This window comes from Acetobacter sp., assembly GCF_047721705.1.
Taxonomy (GTDB): domain Bacteria; phylum Pseudomonadota; class Alphaproteobacteria; order Acetobacterales; family Acetobacteraceae; genus Acetobacter.
The window spans coordinates 1-17550 of record NZ_JBDNXK010000065.1 but is presented as its reverse complement, the minus strand read 5'-3'; the positions used below and the strand labels follow the sequence as shown (position 1 = coordinate 17550).

At 59.6% G+C, this 17550-nt stretch carries 15 protein-coding genes; 8 read left to right on the top strand and 7 right to left on the bottom strand.

The window, feature by feature from the left end; all coding sequences use genetic code 11:
- Positions 1-263 (top strand): hypothetical protein (locus ABF824_RS11465; protein ID WP_415489116.1); only part of this gene is annotated, 263 nt, incomplete at its 5' end.
- Between the two features lie 85 nt (positions 264-348).
- Entirely contained in the window at positions 349-978 is a 630-nt protein-coding gene (locus ABF824_RS11460; protein ID WP_415489114.1) for a hypothetical protein, read from the top strand.
- Between the two features lie 100 nt (positions 979-1078).
- On the opposite strand, the gene bfr is transcribed toward ABF824_RS11460, so the two are convergent.
- From bfr to ABF824_RS11435, 5 genes are all read right to left on the bottom strand, one after another.
- On the bottom strand, positions 1079-1564 hold the full coding sequence (gene bfr / locus ABF824_RS11455; RefSeq protein ID WP_010667055.1) for a bacterioferritin: 486 nt from the start codon (positions 1562-1564) through the stop codon (positions 1079-1081).
- Between the two features lie 326 nt (positions 1565-1890).
- The gene (gene mdoH, locus ABF824_RS11450; protein WP_415489112.1) at positions 1891-4038 is read right to left on the bottom strand and encodes a glucans biosynthesis glucosyltransferase MdoH; all 2148 of its coding nucleotides are present in this window, start codon (positions 4036-4038) and stop codon (positions 1891-1893) included.
- Positions 4026-5573, bottom strand: a complete 1548-nt coding sequence (locus ABF824_RS11445) for a glucan biosynthesis protein (protein ID WP_415489110.1) — start codon at positions 5571-5573, stop codon at positions 4026-4028. Before ABF824_RS11445 ends, mdoH begins: the two co-directional genes overlap by 13 nt.
- A gap of 53 nt (positions 5574-5626) precedes the next feature.
- Positions 5627-5989, bottom strand: coding sequence for a winged helix-turn-helix domain-containing protein (locus ABF824_RS11440; RefSeq protein ID WP_415489108.1), 363 nt, complete (start codon positions 5987-5989; stop codon positions 5627-5629).
- Positions 5990-6021: 32 nt separating this feature from the next.
- Positions 6022-7560 carry a DegQ family serine endoprotease gene (locus tag ABF824_RS11435; protein ID WP_415489106.1) on the bottom strand — a complete coding sequence of 513 codons (1539 nt, stop codon included), beginning with the start codon at positions 7558-7560 and terminating at the stop codon, positions 6022-6024.
- A 138-nt stretch (positions 7561-7698) separates the two neighbouring features.
- Between ABF824_RS11435 and ABF824_RS11430 the strand changes: the two genes are divergently transcribed.
- The 5 genes from ABF824_RS11430 (at position 7699) to ABF824_RS11410 (ending at position 14508) form a co-directional block, all read left to right on the top strand.
- On the top strand, positions 7699-9354 hold the full coding sequence (locus ABF824_RS11430; protein ID WP_415489104.1) for a lysine--tRNA ligase: 1656 nt from the start codon (positions 7699-7701) through the stop codon (positions 9352-9354).
- Between the two features lie 171 nt (positions 9355-9525).
- Positions 9526-11448, top strand: a complete 1923-nt coding sequence (locus ABF824_RS11425; protein WP_415489118.1) for a lysylphosphatidylglycerol synthase domain-containing protein — start codon at positions 9526-9528, stop codon at positions 11446-11448.
- Between the two features lie 103 nt (positions 11449-11551).
- Positions 11552-13018, top strand: a complete 1467-nt coding sequence (locus ABF824_RS11420) for a leucyl aminopeptidase (RefSeq protein WP_415489102.1) — start codon at positions 11552-11554, stop codon at positions 13016-13018.
- 8 nt (positions 13019-13026) lie between these two features.
- Positions 13027-13473 carry a DNA polymerase III subunit chi gene (locus tag ABF824_RS11415; RefSeq protein ID WP_415489100.1) on the top strand — a complete coding sequence of 149 codons (447 nt, stop codon included), beginning with the start codon at positions 13027-13029 and terminating at the stop codon, positions 13471-13473.
- A 180-nt stretch (positions 13474-13653) separates the two neighbouring features.
- Positions 13654-14508, top strand: a complete 855-nt coding sequence (locus ABF824_RS11410; RefSeq protein WP_415489098.1) for an aldo/keto reductase — start codon at positions 13654-13656, stop codon at positions 14506-14508.
- Between the two features lie 68 nt (positions 14509-14576).
- Here the strand turns inward: ABF824_RS11410 and ABF824_RS11405 are convergent, their stop codons facing one another.
- Positions 14577-14969, bottom strand: coding sequence for a YidB family protein (locus tag ABF824_RS11405; protein WP_415489096.1), 393 nt, complete (start codon positions 14967-14969; stop codon positions 14577-14579).
- Between the two features lie 172 nt (positions 14970-15141).
- Positions 15142-15780 (bottom strand): TetR/AcrR family transcriptional regulator, encoded by a 639-nt coding sequence (locus ABF824_RS11400; protein ID WP_415489094.1) that lies wholly within the window; start codon positions 15778-15780, stop codon positions 15142-15144.
- A gap of 236 nt (positions 15781-16016) precedes the next feature.
- On the opposite strand from ABF824_RS11400, the gene ABF824_RS11395 reads away from it, so the two are divergent.
- A complete protein-coding gene (locus ABF824_RS11395) occupies positions 16017-17498 on the top strand; it encodes an efflux transporter outer membrane subunit (protein WP_415489092.1) in 1482 nt (493 codons plus the stop codon).
- Positions 17499-17550: the final 52 nt, after the last annotated feature.

Genomic DNA, 17550 nt, shown 5'->3' with positions numbered 1-17550 from the left:
CTTATAGATTCTTCTATGTATTTCGTGCAGTTAAAAACTGGCATGACGACATCGATTATTGCCATGTTTTTACCTCAATTATTAAAAAGATAATTTTAAAAATTTACGTATACGGGAAAACTTCGGGGGTGCCAATCGGAAGCGCTGGGGAAACAGGCAATCTTAATTTTGGTATAATCGTCTTAAATCGTTACATTTTGTCTGTAACGCACCGAGCGTTTCCTCATCTGCCAGAGCGCACGTTGATCAAAAGTGCGGCCTAACGTTTTTTAATTTGCAACTGATAATCGTTCTCATTTATAAGGACTCATCACCACAGGGAGCGGGCCTTTCGGTCCGAAGGGTGCGATGACCGTGATTTCCGATGCTCTTGTTGATCTTTCCCACGACGAACGGGCTGCTGTCTGGATGATCCGGTATTTTGCCGGCCCGGGGCGGCCTTATTGCCGGCATGACGCGGGCAGTATTGGCGGTCTGTTTTTCCGGCAGGACCTCGATACGCTGCGGGACGTTTTCAGACAGGCGCTGGATCGCTGTGTGGGATGTGGAGTGCAGTTACCCGATATCCGCACACGTGGTTGCGATGCTGTCACTCTGGCGGAGCGGGTGCTTCTGGATGCGACGGCTCAGGCGCAGTCCGGCGATGAGCATGGGATGCGGGCAACGCTGCGGAGAGTTTTCGCGCAACGGCACGTGATCGCCTCTTTTGCGACGGTGATGACGCAGCTGGCGGCGTGTCTGGCTTCAGCGGGCTACTGGCTGTTGAGCCGGGCCTGTGTGCGGCCTGATACGTTGGGAGATGCACAGGCGATGCCGAAGAAGCCTGTCAGGCGGAAAAAGGCGGAGGCGGTAACAGCCAGCCTGACAAAGCCGGTGGCGGCGGCCTCTTTAACGGCGCTGGCGCGCTGGCGGACAAATGATATGGCGATGGCCCAGGTACTCTGGCCTGTCGCTCACAGGGTTGCTGCTTCCGCCTGATCGTTTTTGGCGGGAGTAGCGGCGTCGGGGGGCGCAACGGCAAAGGGAGACCTCGCAAGAGGTCTCCCTTCGTCGAACGAACAGATAGAAGTAAGTCTGTTCAGCCCTCGTTGGCAGGGCCGGAGTTGAGCTGGATATAGTTCTCGATGCCAACCTGCTTGATCAGGTCGAACTGGCGGTCGATGAAGTCCTCATGCTCTTCCTCGTTGTCGAGGATTTTGAGCAGCAGGTCACGGGAGACGTAGTCGCGGACGCTCTCGCAGTAAGCGATACCTTCGCGCAGATCTCCAAGAGCCTTCTCCTCAAGCTTCAGGTCGCATTCAAGGATTTCCTTGACGCTCTGGCCGATAAGAATGGTGTTGTAGCGCTGCACGTTCGGCAGGCCGCCGAGATAGAGAATGCGCTCGATCAGCCAGTCGGCGTGACGCATTTCCTCGATGGATTCCTCGTATTCCTTCTTGCCCAGCAGGGTGACACCCCAGTGGTTCAGCGTGCGGGCGTGCAGGAAGTACTGGTTGATCGCCGTCAGCTCGTTGGTGAGCTGGATATTCAGGTGTTCGATAACTTTCGGATCTTTGATGGCCATGAGTCTCTCATTTGCAGTGACAGTGTTGAATATGGAGTGTCCTTACACCTGATTTTTGTCCGATCGCAAGAAAAATCCTTTATTTTTCAACGTGATATAAGAAATGACTTGCATTCGCATCTCGCAGAATGAGCGTTATGCGGCTTTTGAATGAGCGCCCTTTTTTAATGCAGATCATTGAAGTGACAGAGTTTTCCGATTGCGCGTGCGAGTGGTTTGCACGGAGAAACAGCAATGTCCGGTCATGAAAAACCCCGTTACCGGAGAGAAAATTCTCTCTTCGATAACGGGGTTGTGAAAAAGCTGAGCAGGTCTGTGTGGACGGGTTACCGGGGCAGAACAAGCAACCGGTCGATTCCACTGGCGGTGGCGAGAGCGGCGGCCTTTTCCTTCGGGGAAAGAGCAGCCTCCGCTTCCTCGACGGAATGGGCTTCCTGAAGTTTCAGTAGGCCAACGAGCTGCTCCGCCTCAATCGGGTCTCCCGGTTTGCGCGGGGGCGGCAGCATGGCGCGGTGGGCGGCCAGCAGGATGGGGTCCGCACGGAGAGCATCCATCGCCTCATCCGGCAGGTCAGGCCCGGGTTGTGCGATCGTGGCGGCGGCTTTCAGCAGCACATCCGGCGTCTGCGTTTCTTCCGGAACGAGCAGCAGTCCGGCACGACGCAAAGCCTGCCCCGCATCGCGACTGGCCGTGAAGGCTGCGAGTGGGATGGCGAGCACCAGACCGAGCAGCACAGGCGTCATCCAGAGGAACAGGGAAATGGAGACAGCCCATGCCGCTGTGCCAAGGATCAGGCCAAACAGGGTGTAGCGCCAGTAGCCTTTGACGATGACGCTGAATGGCACGCCGCCATCGTCACGACGCTGCGCGTTCCAGCCGGAATCCTGTCCGCTGAGAATGGAGATCACGCCGCCTGTCTGGATCAGCATGGCGATCGGAGCGATCAGGCCGCCGATCAGCGTCTCCACCACAATGGAGCACGCTGTCCGGATCGCACCGCCACAGCCTTTCAGCGTCGTTCTGTTGAAGAACAGGGCGATATAGGCGAACAGTTTCGGCGCGAGCAGAATGGCCATCGTGGCGATGAACACATATTTCGCGCGCACTGGATCGACCTGCGGCCAGTGCGGGTAAAGTGTCTTGGTGTCGCCGAAATATTCCGGGCGGACAAAGCGTGCCTGCAACGAAATCAGGATACCGACGAGCAGAAAGACCAGCCACAGCGGAGACGTCACGTAAGCTCCGATGCCGATCATCATATGCATTCGGCTCAGCCAGTGCAGCCCCTTGGTCGGGATGACCTTGTAATGCTGGAGATTGCCCTGACACCAGCGACGGTCACGGATCGCCACGTCTGTCAGCGACGGCGGGCTTTCCTCGTAGGAGCCGAGCAGGGCCGGAACCATGTGAATGGCCCAGCCGCCGCGCCGCATCAGCGCGGCTTCCACGAAGTCGTGGCTCAGAATGTGGCCGCCGAAGGGTTTGCGTCCCGGCAGGTGCGGCAGTCCGGCCTGTTCGGCGAAGGCCGCCGTCCGGATGATGGCGTTGTGCCCCCAGTAGTTGCTGGCCGCGCCGTGCCACCATGCGATGCCATGGGCGATCAGCGGGCCATAGACGCGTCCGGCGAACTGCTGCATCCGGGCGAAGAGGGTCGTGCCGCCTGCAATGATCGGCAGTGTCTGGATCAAACCGACCTGCGGGTTGCGTTCCATCGCGGCGGCGATTTGCACCAGTGTACGACCGTCCATGACGGAGTCCGCGTCCAGCGTGACCATGAGCGGATAAGCGCCACCGAAGCGACGCACCCATTCGCCGACATTGCCCGCCTTGCGTTCGATGTTCTTGGCGCGGCGACGGTAGAAAATGTGTCTGTCGTCCCCCGTATCCCGACGCAGGGCGAGGAAGGCGGCTTCCTCTGTGACCCACACATCCGGGTTGGTGGTGTCGGAGAGGATGAAGATATCGAACGCATCCGCACGTCCGGTTTCCTGAAGACTGGCGTAAATGGCGCGGAGGCCAGCCATCACACGGTGCGGATCTTCATTGTAGGTCGGCATCAGCAGCGCGACGCGGGTCTTCAGTTCTGGCAGCGGGCCGTCCGTATGGATGCCAAGGCCCAGACCGCCCTTCGTCAGCAGGGACCAGAAGCCCGCAACCGAAGAGGTGAAGGCCAGCGCGATCCATGTGAAAAGCAGGACAAATAGCACCTCCATGATGACGCCGAGCACGGAAAATCCGTTGGCGTCGAGCACGAGGTGGGTCTGGTAAGCGCCGTAGACTGTGAGCGCGAGGGCCGACCCCACGACAGCGAGTCGCCGGAGGGTGATAAGGGCCGGTTCGGTGGGCGCGTGCCACTCTCGTCCATGCAGATCAGGCCGGGCATGGAGATCCTGCACGTCCATGCGCAGGGGAGCTTCTGGAGGCAGGGCGTGAAAGGCGTGGGTGGTGCCGGGAGCTTCGGTCACGGCGTCCATCGATACATCCATTGCTCTGAAACAGGCCCCTGGTCATTGGCGAGAACCACGTTCATTTCCGCCAGTTTGGCATCGCCCGGATAGAACTCGAAGGTCGTACGCCAGCCATTGATGTTCGGATTTGGCTCCACGACCACATTCTTGATCGTTCCCGCGGAGGTGTGCGGGATGAGGTGGAACTGTGCGTCCGGCTTGGTGTTGCTGACCGGCCCCCCCGTGAAGTCGATGGCGAAGAACCGGCCTTCCTTGTGGTCGGTCACCGCGCCGACGCGCGTTGCACCAACACGGGCCAGTTCCGTCGGGAAGGGCACGTCCATGCCCCAATACATGCGGTAGGTGAAATTATATTCATGTCCCGCCTGCATCGGGTCTTTCGGACGCCAGAACGAGACGATGTTGTCGTTGACTTCATTGGGGGTCGGGATTTCGACCAGATCAACAAAGCCCGCGCCCCAGTCGCCGATCGGTTCGATCCAGAGCGAGGGGCGCTTCTCGTAGTTGAGGGCAAGATCCTCGAAATCATGGAAGTCCCGGCGACGCTGCATCAGTCCGAACCCGCGTGGCGAGATGTCGCTGAAGGCGGAGAACTGGAGGTCCAGCGGGTTCCGAAGCGGGCGGTAAAGCTGCTGGTCGGAGCCTGTCCAGATCTGGAGCGCTTCGCTGTCATGCGCGGCAGGACGCCAGTCATCAATATGGTTGCGATCGTTGGAGTCGAAATAGAACATGCCGGTCAGCGCGGCCACGCCGGACTGCTCGATCTTTACACGCGGGAAGAGCGTGGACTGCACATCGAAGATGGTTGTCTCGCCCGGCCGGATGGTGAAGCGGAACGCGCCAGTCACGGATGGGCTGTCCAGCAGCGCATGGACCACCACGGAATCGACGCCGGGTTGCGGCTTCTCGATCCAGAAGGAGCGGAAAATGGCGAACTCCTCGCCTTTCGGATCGCCGGTTCCATCGGCGAAACCGCGCGCGGACAGACCGTAGTTCTGTCCCTTGGCGACAGCGCGGAAGTAGGAAGCACCAAGGAAAACGGCGCATTCTTCCATCACGCCCGGTGTGTTGATGGCATAGCGCAGACGCAGTCCGGCGAAACCGAGATTGTCCGTTACGCGCAGCATCGGATCGCCGTAAGTGAACATGTCCGGCGTGTAGGGGACGGGTGCCGACTTTCCATCCACCACTTCATACATTTCGATGCGCTGCGGATAGAGGAAGCCGCGCGGGAAGAACTCCACATCGAAGGCAAGGTTCTGGCCATGCCATAGCGCCTGATCGGGCCGGAATTCGATGGAGCGGAACTGGTCGAATGTCAGATTGGAAATGGCCTTGGGCAGCGACTGTTCTGGAGCGCTGTAAGGCTTCGTCGATAGACGACGCGCAATCTGGGTAACGGTACTGTTATCGAAAGGGATGGGCGCTGACGGGGCATCCGCAGCTTTTGCCGTGCCGCTGAACAGGTCCGTGGTAAGGGCAGCCAAAGCGACGCCGCTTCCGGCCCGGAGGAAGTCCCGGCGAAAAACTGAAGATGACACTCTGCTTATACTCCCGATCTGTGTCCGGATTGTTCTTGGTCTACGTCACTGAATCACAGGGTAGAGACTTTTTGAGGGCGACGCAGCAGGCTGGCAAGCTCGTCGAGTGGAACTTTTGCGCCCTGAAGCGCCGTGCGCTCGGCTTCGCGATAGCACTGGATCACGCGCTGACCTGCCTCTGTCAGTTGTGCCCCGCCGCCGCCACCGGGTTTGGTGGCGACAAGCGGCTGGCTGAACTGGTTATTGAGGGCGTCCACAAGCAGCCACGCACGCCGATAGGACATGCCCATCGCCCGGCCTGCTGCGGAAATCGAGCCGGTGCTCGCGAGATGTTCGAGCAGCCGGATCTTGCCATGTCCAAGGCCGGGATGTCCGTCCACATCGATCCTGAGGGTCAGGCGCAGGTCAGCAGCCATCTGTCATTCCGTCCGGTTGCAACATTTTTCCTTTAATGACCTGTGTCCAGCGGAAAGGGAACCCACCGGAGACCGTCCATGTCGTGGACCAGCAGGAGAACCGAACGGCGGTGCGCCTTGCGGGCATCTTCGACGCCCTTGTGCAGATCGGCAGGGGTGTTCACCGCGCTCTGCTGGATCTGGGTGATGACATCACCAGCCTTGAGACCCCGTTCGGCAGCAGGACTGCCATCCGTAACATCCGTGACCACCACGCCCTTCTGATCGTCCGACAGGCGGAACTTGCGACGCAGATCATCGGTCACGGCGCGCCCCTTGAAGCCAAGCATCCCGAGATCGGCATCCTTGTCGGAAGACTTGGTGTCTTTCTTTGGTGCCTGACGCGCAGTGGCTTCTTCCTTGCTTTCCGGAAGCGCGCCGATGGTGATCGGCATGTCCTGTGTCTTGCCATGTCGCCAGATCGTCAGGGTGGCCTGTGAACCGACTGGCAGATCCGCAATGAGGCGTGGCAGGGCGCGGCCTTCGATGGGTTTGCCGTTCAGCGCCTGAATGACGTCACCTGTTTCGAGATGAGCCTTGGCGGCGGGGCCTTTCGGATCGCTGCCAGCGATGAGAGCCCCTTTGGCGGGTTTCAGACCCAGCCCATCGGCGATTTCCTGCGTGACATCCTGAATCCGCACGCCGATCCAGCCGCGCGAGACGTGGCCGGTCTTGCGCAACTGCTCAAGGATTCCGCGCGCTTCATTGGCCGGAATGGAGAAGCCTATGCCTACGGAGCCGCCGGAGGGAGAATAGATGGCGGTGTTCACGCCGATGACCGCGCCGTGCATGTCGAACAGCGGACCGCCCGAGTTGCCCTTGTTTATGGGGGCGTCGGTCTGGATGAAGTCATCATACGGGCCCTGATCGATATTGCGTCCGCGCGAGGAGACGATGCCCGCCGTCACCGTGCCGGACAGGCCGAACGGGTTGCCGATGGCCAGCACCCAGTTGCCGACGCGGGCGGTATCGCTGTCGCCGAACGACACGAAGGGCAGGGGATGCGGCGACGTGACCTTCAGCAGCGCGAGGTCGGTGCGGTCATCGTGGCCGATCACCTTCGCGGGGAGGACGGTGTTGTCCTGAAGGGTGACGGTGATGCGGTCGGCATGACGGATGACGTGGTTGTTGGTCACCACGTAGCCTGTCGGGTCGATGATGAAGCCGGAGCCGAGCGCCTGCATCTTGCGCGGAGGCGCATTGGGGGCGTTCTGGCGGTTCATGAAGTCATGGAAGAACTTCTCGAACGGCGACCCCGGTGGAAACTGGGGAATCTGCGGGCCTGAATCGCCGTCTTCCTCGTCGTCGTCCGAATCGCCTTTCACGGTCTGCGTCGAGGAGACGTTGACCACGGCGGGGAGGAGACGATCCGCCAGATCCGCAAAGCTGTTCGGAACCCCATGCGCGTCGGTGGTGACGGGAGGCATGGGGGCGGAATCCGCGCGGGCGGCGGACAGAAGGTCCGGCGAATACAGAGCCGTGGTCAGACCAAGGGAAAGAAAGGCGAAACGGGCGGAGCCGACAAGAGACATGCGGAAGGTTCTTTGGCTGAAACGCGTCATGGAGAGCCTACATAACCCAGCACCGGCGCAGGGGACAGTATTCTCTGAAAAGCTCCGGATCGTGATTTGCATTGACCAGAAGCCGCTCTCTTCATAGCTTCCCGCCTCATGTCTGACCAAATCGTAAACCCTGCGCTCCATTCCCTCCTGCCGTCCGGCGCCGCACCCAAAGCGTGGCCCTTTCAGGAGGCGCAGAAACTCGCCGATCACGTCGCCGCCAAAGGCAGTGATGGACCGGCGCTGCTGGAAACGGGATATGGTCCATCCGGCCTGCCGCATATCGGCACGTTCGGCGAGGTGGCCCGCACGAGCTGGGTGCGTCAGGCTTATACGGCGCTGACGGGAAAGCCTTCCCATCTGCTCGCGTTCTCCGATGACATGGACGCGCTGCGGAAGGTTCCGGACAATGTGCCGAACCGCGAGATGCTGGCGGAGTTCATCGGCAAGCCGCTGACAAGGGTGCCCGATCCGTTTGGCACGCACGATTCCTTTGCCGCCCACAACAACGCCCGTCTGCGGTCGTTCCTAGACGGGTTCGGTTTTGACTACGAATTTGCGTCCTCGACCGAATATTATACGTCTGGCCGCTTCGACGCCGCGCTGAAGCGCGTGCTGGAAGTGCATGATGAGATCTGCGCCGTCATTCTGCCGACGTTGGGCGAAGAACGCCGCGCGACCTATTCGCCGGTCCTGCCGATCCATCCGAAGACCGGCAATGTCATGCAGGTGCATATCGACAAGGTCGATCCGGCAGCGGGCACGGTCTTCTGGACCGACGAGAACGGCGAGCGTTTCGAGACGCCCGTGACCGGCGGCGCTGCGAAGATGCAGTGGAAGGCCGACTGGGCCATGCGCTGGTATGCGCTCGGCGTCGATTACGAAATGTCCGGCAAGGATCTGATCGACAGCGTGCGTCTGTCCGGTCGCATCTGCCGCATTCTTGGTTCCACACCGCCTGCCGGCCTGACTTACGAACTGTTCCTCGATGAGCACGGGCAGAAGATTTCCAAGTCCAAGGGAAATGGTCTGTCGGTCGAGGAATGGCTGCGTTACGCGCCGCCAGAGAGCCTTGGGCAGTATATGTTCAACCAGCCGCAGCGGGCGAAGCGTCTGTTCTTCGATGTCATCCCGAAGGCGACGGACGAATATCTGTCGCATGTGGAGAAAGCTGGCGCATTGCAGGCGCGGATCACGGCTGGTGAAGAGGCAGAGACACTGGACGCGGACCGTCTGGCTCTGTGCGCCAACCCGGCATGGTTCATTCAGGCCGGTCATGTGCCGGATCATGCGGGTAGCCCGCTGTCCTTCAGCATGCTGCTGAATCTTGCGAGCGTGGCCAATGCCGAAACGCCGGAAGTGATGTGGGGCTTTATCAAGCGCTACGATCCGGACGTCTCGCCCGAGACGCATCCGATGCTGGCGACTCTCGTCGAGCGCGCGATCGTGTTCTACGCGGATTTCGTGCGTCCGGCGAAGAGCTATCGTCTGCCGGACGAGAAGGAGCAGAAGGCGCTGGCGGATCTGGCTGAATCACTCAAGATGTATGAAGGGGAGGAAGTGTCGGCGGACATGCTCCAGAACCTTGTGTTTGAAATTGGCAAACGTCACGCATTCGAGCCGCTGCGGAGCTGGTTCACGTGCCTCTATGAGGTGCTGCTGGGCCAGAGTGAGGGGCCGCGTTTTGGCGGTTTCATCGCGCTTTACGGTGTGCGGGGGACCATTGCGCTGATTGAGGCCGCGCTGGTGCGGAGCGCGGAGGCCTGAGGGCGCGCCATGCCGATGACGCGCAAACCTGGGGAAAAGCCTGTTCCGTTTTCCCCGGATATTGAAGATGCCATGGCCGAGCGTGTCGCGGCCGCGGCACAGGATACGCCCACGCTACAGGACGAACAGCCAAAAGGCTGGAAGCGCTGGCTGAAGCATCTGCCGCATCTCATGGGCCTTCTGCTCATGATCGCGGCCATTATTGTCGTCCGACGCGAAGTGCAGTCCCTCAGCATGGCCGATATCCGCACGGCTCTGTCGAGCATTCCGCCAAATGCGCTCTGGGCGGGCGTTGGCTGCACTGTCCTGTCCTATTTCATCCTGTCCTTCTACGACCGACTGGCCGTCATACAGGTCGGCCACAGGCATCTGTCTTTTCTCAAGACAGCCTTCGCTGCGTTCTGTTCCTACGTCCTGTCGCATAATCTCGGCTTTTCCGCCGTCTCGGGTGCCGCGGTCCGTTTCCGGCTTTACCGGAACTGGGGTCTGCCGCCCTTCGCCATTGCGCATATCATTGCGTTCTGCTCGGCGACTTACCTGCTTGGCGCCTCGGTGCTTATTGGCAGCGTGCTGCTGCTGGAACCGGGCGCGGTGCCGGGGCTGGGAGGGCGCCTGCCTGCCCCCGTCATCGCCGGGATTGGCATAGTCCTCTGGCTGGGTGTGCTGGGTTATATCGCGGCTGGTCTGAAATGGCGGGAACTCACGTTCCGCGGCAAGACGATCGAACTGCCTTCCGCGCCCATGGCCATCGCGCAGACAGTGGTGTCAGCGGCGGATATGGCTGCGACGGCGGCCATCGCATGGGTGCTGCTGCCGCCCCATACGGTCGATTATGCCTCATTCCTCGCCATCTACATCGCGTCTTATACCGCCGGGCTTGTAGCCAGTGTACCGGGTGGTCTCGGGGTCTTCGACAGCGCTATGCTGCTGGCGCTCGGTCCCTATATGCCTAAGCCGCAGATCATCGGCGTGATCCTCGTCTTTCGGCTGTTCTACTACATCATCCCGCTTTTTTTGGCAGGAGGCATGTTCGCGGCGCACGAACTGTTCCTGCGTGGTGATGCGGCCCTGCATCGCAATGATGAAGCCAAAGGCAAGCCGGTGCGCAAGGAACGGCGGCCCAGTCAGGTGGTGCGGGAGAGTGAGGCGGATTTCTCCGTCGCGGTAGCGACCGGCGTGGTGGCGCTATGCGGTATCCTGCTGATGGTGCTGCCGATCATCAACCCGGTGCATATGCATGCGGGATCGAAGGTGATGATGTTCATCGCCCGGCAGGTCAGTGGCTATGCCCTAACGCTGGTCGGTGCATCGTTGATCGCCTTGGCGGTTGGCCTGTCGCAGCGGGTGACGCTGGCATGGGGTTCGACACTTATCGTTCTGGTCGTGGCGGCGGCGGCGACTTTCCTGCGCGGACATGCGCCGATCGTGTCGGTCGTGCTGGCTTTCTCCGCTTTCCTGATCGCGCCTTTCCGCCGCTGCTATTACCGGCACGCCAAGCTTCTCAGTGAGCCGCTCTCTTTTTCCACCATCGCATCGCTGGTGCTGCTGATCGGTTGCGCTCTGCTGATCGGCACCCATCGCGAGGCGACGGACAGCTGGTGGGAACTGTTCGTGCCGGAGGGTAGTCAGGCGCGCTGGATCGTGACGGTGGCCGGCGTGCTCGGCCTGCTGGTGATCGCACGGCTGGCGCGGCCGGGGCGTGTGATTGTCAGGCCGTGGAACGAGAAGAATGCCGAGTGGTATCACAGTCTTGATCATTCGTTCACCGTCCTTCCCGGAGGCTTCGCACATGGGTTGGTCACGGGGGAGGCCGGCAACGCAGCCATTCCGCTCCGCAGGCGCGGGACTTTCGTCGTCGGACTTGGTGATCCGGCGGGAGATGACGCCGACAGCACGTCGGTCATCTGGCGTTTGCGGGATCTGGCGTTTCAGGAAGGTAAATGGCCCGTGTTCTGGCTGGTGGGAGAAACATTCCTCCCCATCTATGCCGACATAGGTCTGGTCGTCTGGCCGCTGGAAGATGGCAATGGGGGCTATGTCTGCTGCCCGCCGGAGCAGATCGGTCTGGTCAGATCCATTCTGGCGAAGAAATAGCCGGGGAGGCTGGGCCCGTTGCCAAGTTTTCTCCCCGTCGCTACCTCTAATGGTGGATAGCTTCGGGACAGGATCGTCCCGACAGACAGAAAAAGGCGTCAACGTGACAGAGATCAGTTTCTCCGGCCTCGCTCTTCCCTCCAGCGGTGCATTGGCTCTTCCCGAGTTCGCGGATGGTCAGCGTTCGGACTTTTTCGTTACTGTGGACAAGGCGACCAATGGCGCCCTGAGCCGGGCGATCGAAGCCGCTTCCTTTACGTTCAAAAAAGGCGCGACCTGCGTCGTCCTTGCTCCCACCGCTACGTTGGAGCGTGTGGTTCTGGTCGGACTTGGTGAAAAAAAGGACGTGACACCCACCCTTGCCGAGCAGGCAGGTGGTGTGGCCGCGCAGGCACTGACGGCCCATTCGCAGGGCGCGATCTCGACGGCGGCCTTTGACGCTGATCTTGCCGTGCATGTGGCGCTTGGCGCTTCGCTTGGTCTGTATCGTTTCGACCGCTACCGCACGACGGAGAAAAAGGACGAGAAGCCGAAGCTGGCTTCCTTGACCGTTCTCACGAACGATGTGGATGGCGCAAAGGCCGCATGGAGCGGCTGGGAGGCTGTTGCCAAGGGTGTCACCCTCACGCGTAATCTGGTCAGTGAGCCTGCCAACATTCTCACGCCTGTCGAATTCGCCAAGCGCGCGGAGGAACTGAAAAAACTCGGCGTCGAAGTCGAAGTGTTCGATGTCCCTGCGCTGGAGAAACTGAAGTTCGGAGCATTGCTCGGCGTGGCGCAGGGCAGCGCCAATGAGCCGCGTATGGTCGTCATGCGCTGGAATGGCGCAGGTGATGATTCCGCGCCGCTGGCGTTTGTCGGAAAGGGCGTGACTTTCGATTCTGGCGGCATTTCCATCAAGCCAGCCGCTGGCATGGAAGACATGAAGTGGGACATGGCCGGTGCCGGTGTCGTCACTGGTCTGATGGCAGCACTGGCGGGCCGTAAGGCAAAGGTGAATGCCGTCGGTCTGGTCGGTCTTGTCGAGAACATGGTGTCCGGCACGGCGCAGCGTCCGGGTGATGTGGTGCGCAGCGCATCCGGCCAGACCATCGAGGTGCTGAACACCGACGCGGAAGGCCGTCTCGTTCTGGCCGATGTGCTCTGGTATGCGCGGGAGACGTTCTCACCCCGCTACATGGTCGATCTGGCCACGTTGACCGGCGCGATCATTGTCGGACTCGGACATGAATATGCCGGACTGTTCTCGAACGATGACATGCTGGCTGGAAAGCTGACGGAAGCCAGCACCGAGACCGAAGAGAAGCTCTGGCGGATGCCGATGGGCGACGAGTATGACAAGCAGCTCAAGTCCGACATTGCCGACATGAAGAACATCGGCGGTGGTCGTGCGGGCGGTTCCATCACGGCGGCGCAGTTCCTCAAGCGCTTCGTGGGTGAGACGCCGTGGGCGCATCTCGACATTGCCGGCACGGCCTGGGCGTCGAAAGCAAAGGGCGGTTCGCCGAAAGGGGCGACGGGCTTCGGTGTCCGTCTGCTTGACCGCTTCGTTCGTCAGTTCGAGGGCTGATAGGCCGCGTGGCGGAAGTCGGTTTCTATCACCTGACACGGACCGGAGCGCTTGAAGCGCTGCCGGTCCTGTTGGGCAAGACACTTGATGCGGGCAAGAGAGCTGTGGTGCGCTGCGGCGACCCGCAACAGGTGGCAACGTTGGATGAAGCGTTGTGGAAAGTCCCCGAGCCTGTGTGGTTGCCGCATGCTGCGACCGGCGGTAAATATCCTGAGCGCCAGCCCATCTGGATTACGGCGGGTGATGACGTGCCGAATGGGGCGCATTTCCTTTTTCTACTGGGTATTTCAAAGATATTAGAGGTCGCGACGTTCGAGCGCGTGTTTGATCTGTTCGATGGACGTGACGAAGCGGCTGTTGCAGAGGCACGTCTGCGCTGGAGCGCACTTCGTGAGGCAGGACACGCACTGGCTTACTGGCGACAGGACGTGAAGGGCTGGTCCCGCGCGCGCTGATGCGCCGAAGCTGGGGCGAAGAATGTATTCGTCCGGGGATCGTTTGTTCGTTTCAGGCGTTGTCGTCGAACAGACAAGAACTGACCCAGCAGATATCGAGGATTTCAGGTCAAGGCCTCATCGGAGGCCGAACATATTTCTGAAAACCGATTGCATGGATCCCCAGAGGGAGCATCTACCATGAAACGCACGGTAAAATTCAAAAACGGCCAAAGTGTTCCTGCATTGGGAATGGGAACATGGAACATGGGCGATGACGCCACCCGCCGGAGTGATGAAATTGCCAGTCTGAGGACCGGGCTGGATCTTGGCCTGAACGTGATCGACACGGCGGAAATGTATGGCAATGGCCGGTCGGAAAATGTTGTGGGGGAAGCCATAAAGGGACGGCGTGACGAGGTGTTTCTGGTCACGAAAGTGCTGCCGTCGAATGCATCCCGTCAGGCGGCCATAAAAAGCTGCAAGGCTTCGCTCAAGCGTCTCGGCACTGATTTTATCGATCTCTACCTTCTGCACTGGCGGGGCAGTGTACCTCTGGAAGAAACGATAGAAGCCTTCGAGAAACTTCAGGAAGAGGGGCACATCGGCAGTTGGGGTGTTTCAAACTTCGATGTCGCAGATATGGAAGAGCTTCTGGATATCCCGCAGGGTGCTTCCTGCATGACCAATCAGGTTCTTTACTGTCTGGAACATAGAGGAATCGAATTCGATCTTCTGGATCAGGATCGTGCAAGCCATCTTGTGACGATGGCCTATTCACCGCTTGGGCAGGGCGGCGGCATGTTGCGCAACCAGACTCTGGTGAATATCGCCCGACAGCATCAGACAAGTCTGGGGCCTGCCTCACCTGCGCAGATCGCGCTGGCCTGGGTTCTGCGGCAATCCTCCGTGCTGGCCATTCCCAAGGCTGGTTCGGCAAAGCATCTGAAAGAGAACGTCGCCGCTCAGGAAATCATACTGACTGCGGAGGATCTTGCTGCTCTGGATAAGGCGTTTGCGCCACCGACACGCGCGGTGCCGCTGGAAGTCATCTGAGCCAAAAATTATATTGCGAAGAATGAAAAAGAGGCGAGAATATCGCCTCTTTTCTTATATCTTCCCGATTATACCTGCGGGGTTTTCTGTCGCTCGCGTTGCGCGTTCCGGTAAACGATGCCCGGGACCACTTCGCCCAGACCTCTGAGAACGGCTTCTTCGGACAGCCCGGTGGCATCCGCAAATTTCTTGATCTGCTCGTCAGGAATCAGCTTCTTGATCTCAACTGCGGAAGCCGGTTTCTTCGAAATCTGGGCACGCCAGCCTTCCAGCAGTCCATCAAGCCCGTCCTCATGGGCGCGCTTGCGAACTATGGGAATGCCGAGCGCGCCTTCTTTTCCCATATATTCGCTGACCGCGCTGGCAAGACCGGAGTGATCGCCGTGAGCGCGAGTGAAGAAATCCGCCGCCGTGTTCAGTGCGCCGGGAAGGTTGTCGTCTGTTCTGTCTCTGTCGTCCATGACAGTCTCCTTTCGCCGTTTCGGTTGGCAACCGGATACTGTTCCGTCTCCGTTCAGCATTGCTTTCATCGGAAAACTGGGAGCGCGGGATCTGATATCCGCTTGTCTTGTATCGGTCTCAACGCACGGCAAGGCGAAAGGGTTGCGTGATCGGCTACAGGTAAAAGAACTTTCACCTCACAGCATATTCCGCGAGGAACATGGAAACGGCGGCATCGGCTACACGCCGGATATCGTTGTCTGTCATCGAAACGGGCACGCGCAGGCGGCTGCGATTGACGATGCGCGTCATGCACAGCGAATAAAACTGTTCGGCAGCAAGCACCGGATCTTCGACCTGTAATTCCCCTCTGGCTGTGCGGTCCGTGAGCCACCGCGCCAAGGCGTCGATGGACATCCTCGGTCCATGTTCCCAAAGCGTCTGCGCCAGATGAGGGAAACGCTCGGCTTCGGCGATGATGATGCGATAGAGCATCCGCGGTGTCGGAGCGATGAGAATGCCGATGATGGAGCGGGCAAGTGCATGCAGCGTCTGATCGGGCGGGAGGTCGGCGTTGAAGGCCTTGAAGGCGGTGGGAAGCGCCTGCTCCGTTTTCTCTCTCACAAACGCGGTAAAAAGCTCTTCCTTGCCCTGAAAGTAGTTGTAGAGCGTTCCTTTTGATACGCCCGCCTGTCGGGCGATCAGGGACATGCTTGCGCCTTCATACCCGTTCTCACCGAAGACCGTTTCGGCACCGTTGAGAATTTGCTCACGCTTGCCAGAAGACCCTCTGGAGATGGGGCAGGGGGACGAAGTGTCAGTGTTTTGCATGACCTACCTTAAAGTCGGCGCGAGTAAATCCAGAGTGGCAGCGCGATTGACGCGTTGGGGAAAGCCGATAGGGTATGCTGACCGAACCGATCGGTCAGCGTCAAGGATGTCCGGATCGGCTTGGTATATTTAGGGGCGGCGAAGCGGGAGCGGTTCGCCCGATTTGTCATGCAGGCGATGCGTGCCGGTCATGGACCGGAATGGATAAAGCGTTCGGAGTTGGAAAAAGAATGGTCATGGGCGCAGCGAAATCGAAGCGGGTTCTGATCGGTCTCGCTGTCCTTTTGTCGGGATGCGCGGTCGGCCCGAATTACAAGAAGCCGCAGTCCTGGACGCCGCCTCAGTGGAAAATGGCGCAGGCTGGTGCGGGTGGAAGTGTGACGGTGCCCGATGCTCCGGACGTCAACTGGTGGAATATTTTCCAGGACCCCGAACTGACTTCTCTGGAAAAACGTCTTGCTTCGCAGAATCTGGATGTCCAGAAAGCGACCGCCCAGCTTGCCGAAAGCCGTGCCCAGCTGATTTTGGCGGGCGCAGAACGCTTTCCGATGCTCAGCGCATCCGGCTCCTATACGCGGGCTCAGTACAGCTCGCAGCAGTTGAAGCGGATTGTCGAGCACATCGGCAAAAGCACCGGCGGCTCAATCGGGGATCTGTTGCAGAGCAGTTCCAGTAACACCACCATCCCGCTGCTTGATCAGTGGCGTGATGGGGTGGACGCCACATGGGAACTGGATCTGTGGGGGCGCGTGCGTCGTCAGTACGAAGCAGCACAGGCTTATCTTGATGAAACGGCAGAAGAACGCCGGTCTGTGCTGATCGCTCGCGAAGCCGATCTGGCGCGAGATTATGTCACGTTGCGGGGAACGCAGCAGCAGCTTGATATCCTGAAGCAGAATCGGGATGACGCTCAGAAGATGCTGGATCTGAGTTCGGCCCGTTATCAGCATGGGATGGTCAGCGAGCTGGATCAGGAAGAGGCCCGCTCGGAACTCGAAACGGTTCAGTCGCAGATTCCTCAGCTTGAGCAGGAAGTGAAACTCGAGATCAATGCGATCAGTCTGTTGATGGGCACCCCGCCGGGAAGTCTTGACGGAGAGCTGGCTGCGCCGAGTTCATTGCAACCGCTGCCGCCCCGTGTGCCTGTTGGCATACCGTCTCAGCTTGCAGAACGGCGTCCGGATATTCGGGCTGCCAGCGCTGAACTGCATGCGGCCACGGCGGAGGTAGGGCAGGCCATCGCCGATTTTTATCCACGGATCACCATCGATGCCGGTTTCGGGATGCAGTCCTTTTCGTTCCGCGATCTCGGGATGTGGAACGCGCGGGCATGGAATGTCGGGCCGACAATCACGATTCCAATTTTTCAGGGTGGCCGACTCTCTGGTCAGCTTGAGCTGAAGAAGGCGAATCAGAAAGCCGCTGCGATTGAGTATCGCAAGACCGTGCTTTCTGCGTGGAAGGACGTGGATGATGCGCTGACGGCGTTCACCAAGGACGGACAGCGGAAAGACGAGCTTTCAGCGCGTTGTGTTTCGGATCGTCGTGCCTATGAGCTGGCGCTGGACCGGTATCGCCATGGCCTGGATAGTTTTCTGCGTGTTCTGGATTCTGAGCGTCGTTTGTTTGGGAGTGAGGGGGGATTGGTTTCTGCGGTTGAGCAGGAATCGGTTGATGTCGTTCGTCTGTATGGGGCGCTTGGCGGTGGATGGGAGTGATTCGCATTAATTTTTGTTGGTTTTCTGGGTTTTTTGGTTGGTGTTTGGATTT

Excerpts from the sequence above, each read along its gene's own strand:
- ABF824_RS11460 (WP_415489114.1), top strand. The coding sequence starts at position 349 with ATGACCGTGATTTCCGATGCTCTTGTTGATCTTTCCCACGACGAACGG.
- bfr (WP_010667055.1), bottom strand. The coding sequence starts at position 1,564 with ATGGCCATCAAAGATCCGAAAGTTATCGAACACCTGAATATCCAGCTC.
- mdoH (WP_415489112.1), bottom strand. The coding sequence starts at position 4,038 with ATGGACGCCGTGACCGAAGCTCCCGGCACCACCCACGCCTTTCACGCC.
- ABF824_RS11440 (WP_415489108.1), bottom strand. The coding sequence starts at position 5,989 with ATGGCTGCTGACCTGCGCCTGACCCTCAGGATCGATGTGGACGGACAT.
- ABF824_RS11435 (WP_415489106.1), bottom strand. The coding sequence starts at position 7,560 with ATGTCTCTTGTCGGCTCCGCCCGTTTCGCCTTTCTTTCCCTTGGTCTG.
- ABF824_RS11430 (WP_415489104.1), top strand. The coding sequence starts at position 7,699 with ATGTCTGACCAAATCGTAAACCCTGCGCTCCATTCCCTCCTGCCGTCC.
- ABF824_RS11425 (WP_415489118.1), top strand. The coding sequence starts at position 9,526 with ATGGGCCTTCTGCTCATGATCGCGGCCATTATTGTCGTCCGACGCGAA.
- ABF824_RS11410 (WP_415489098.1), top strand. The coding sequence starts at position 13,654 with ATGAAACGCACGGTAAAATTCAAAAACGGCCAAAGTGTTCCTGCATTG.
- ABF824_RS11405 (WP_415489096.1), bottom strand. The coding sequence starts at position 14,969 with ATGGACGACAGAGACAGAACAGACGACAACCTTCCCGGCGCACTGAAC.
- ABF824_RS11400 (WP_415489094.1), bottom strand. The coding sequence starts at position 15,780 with ATGCAAAACACTGACACTTCGTCCCCCTGCCCCATCTCCAGAGGGTCT.
- ABF824_RS11395 (WP_415489092.1), top strand. The coding sequence starts at position 16,017 with ATGGGCGCAGCGAAATCGAAGCGGGTTCTGATCGGTCTCGCTGTCCTT.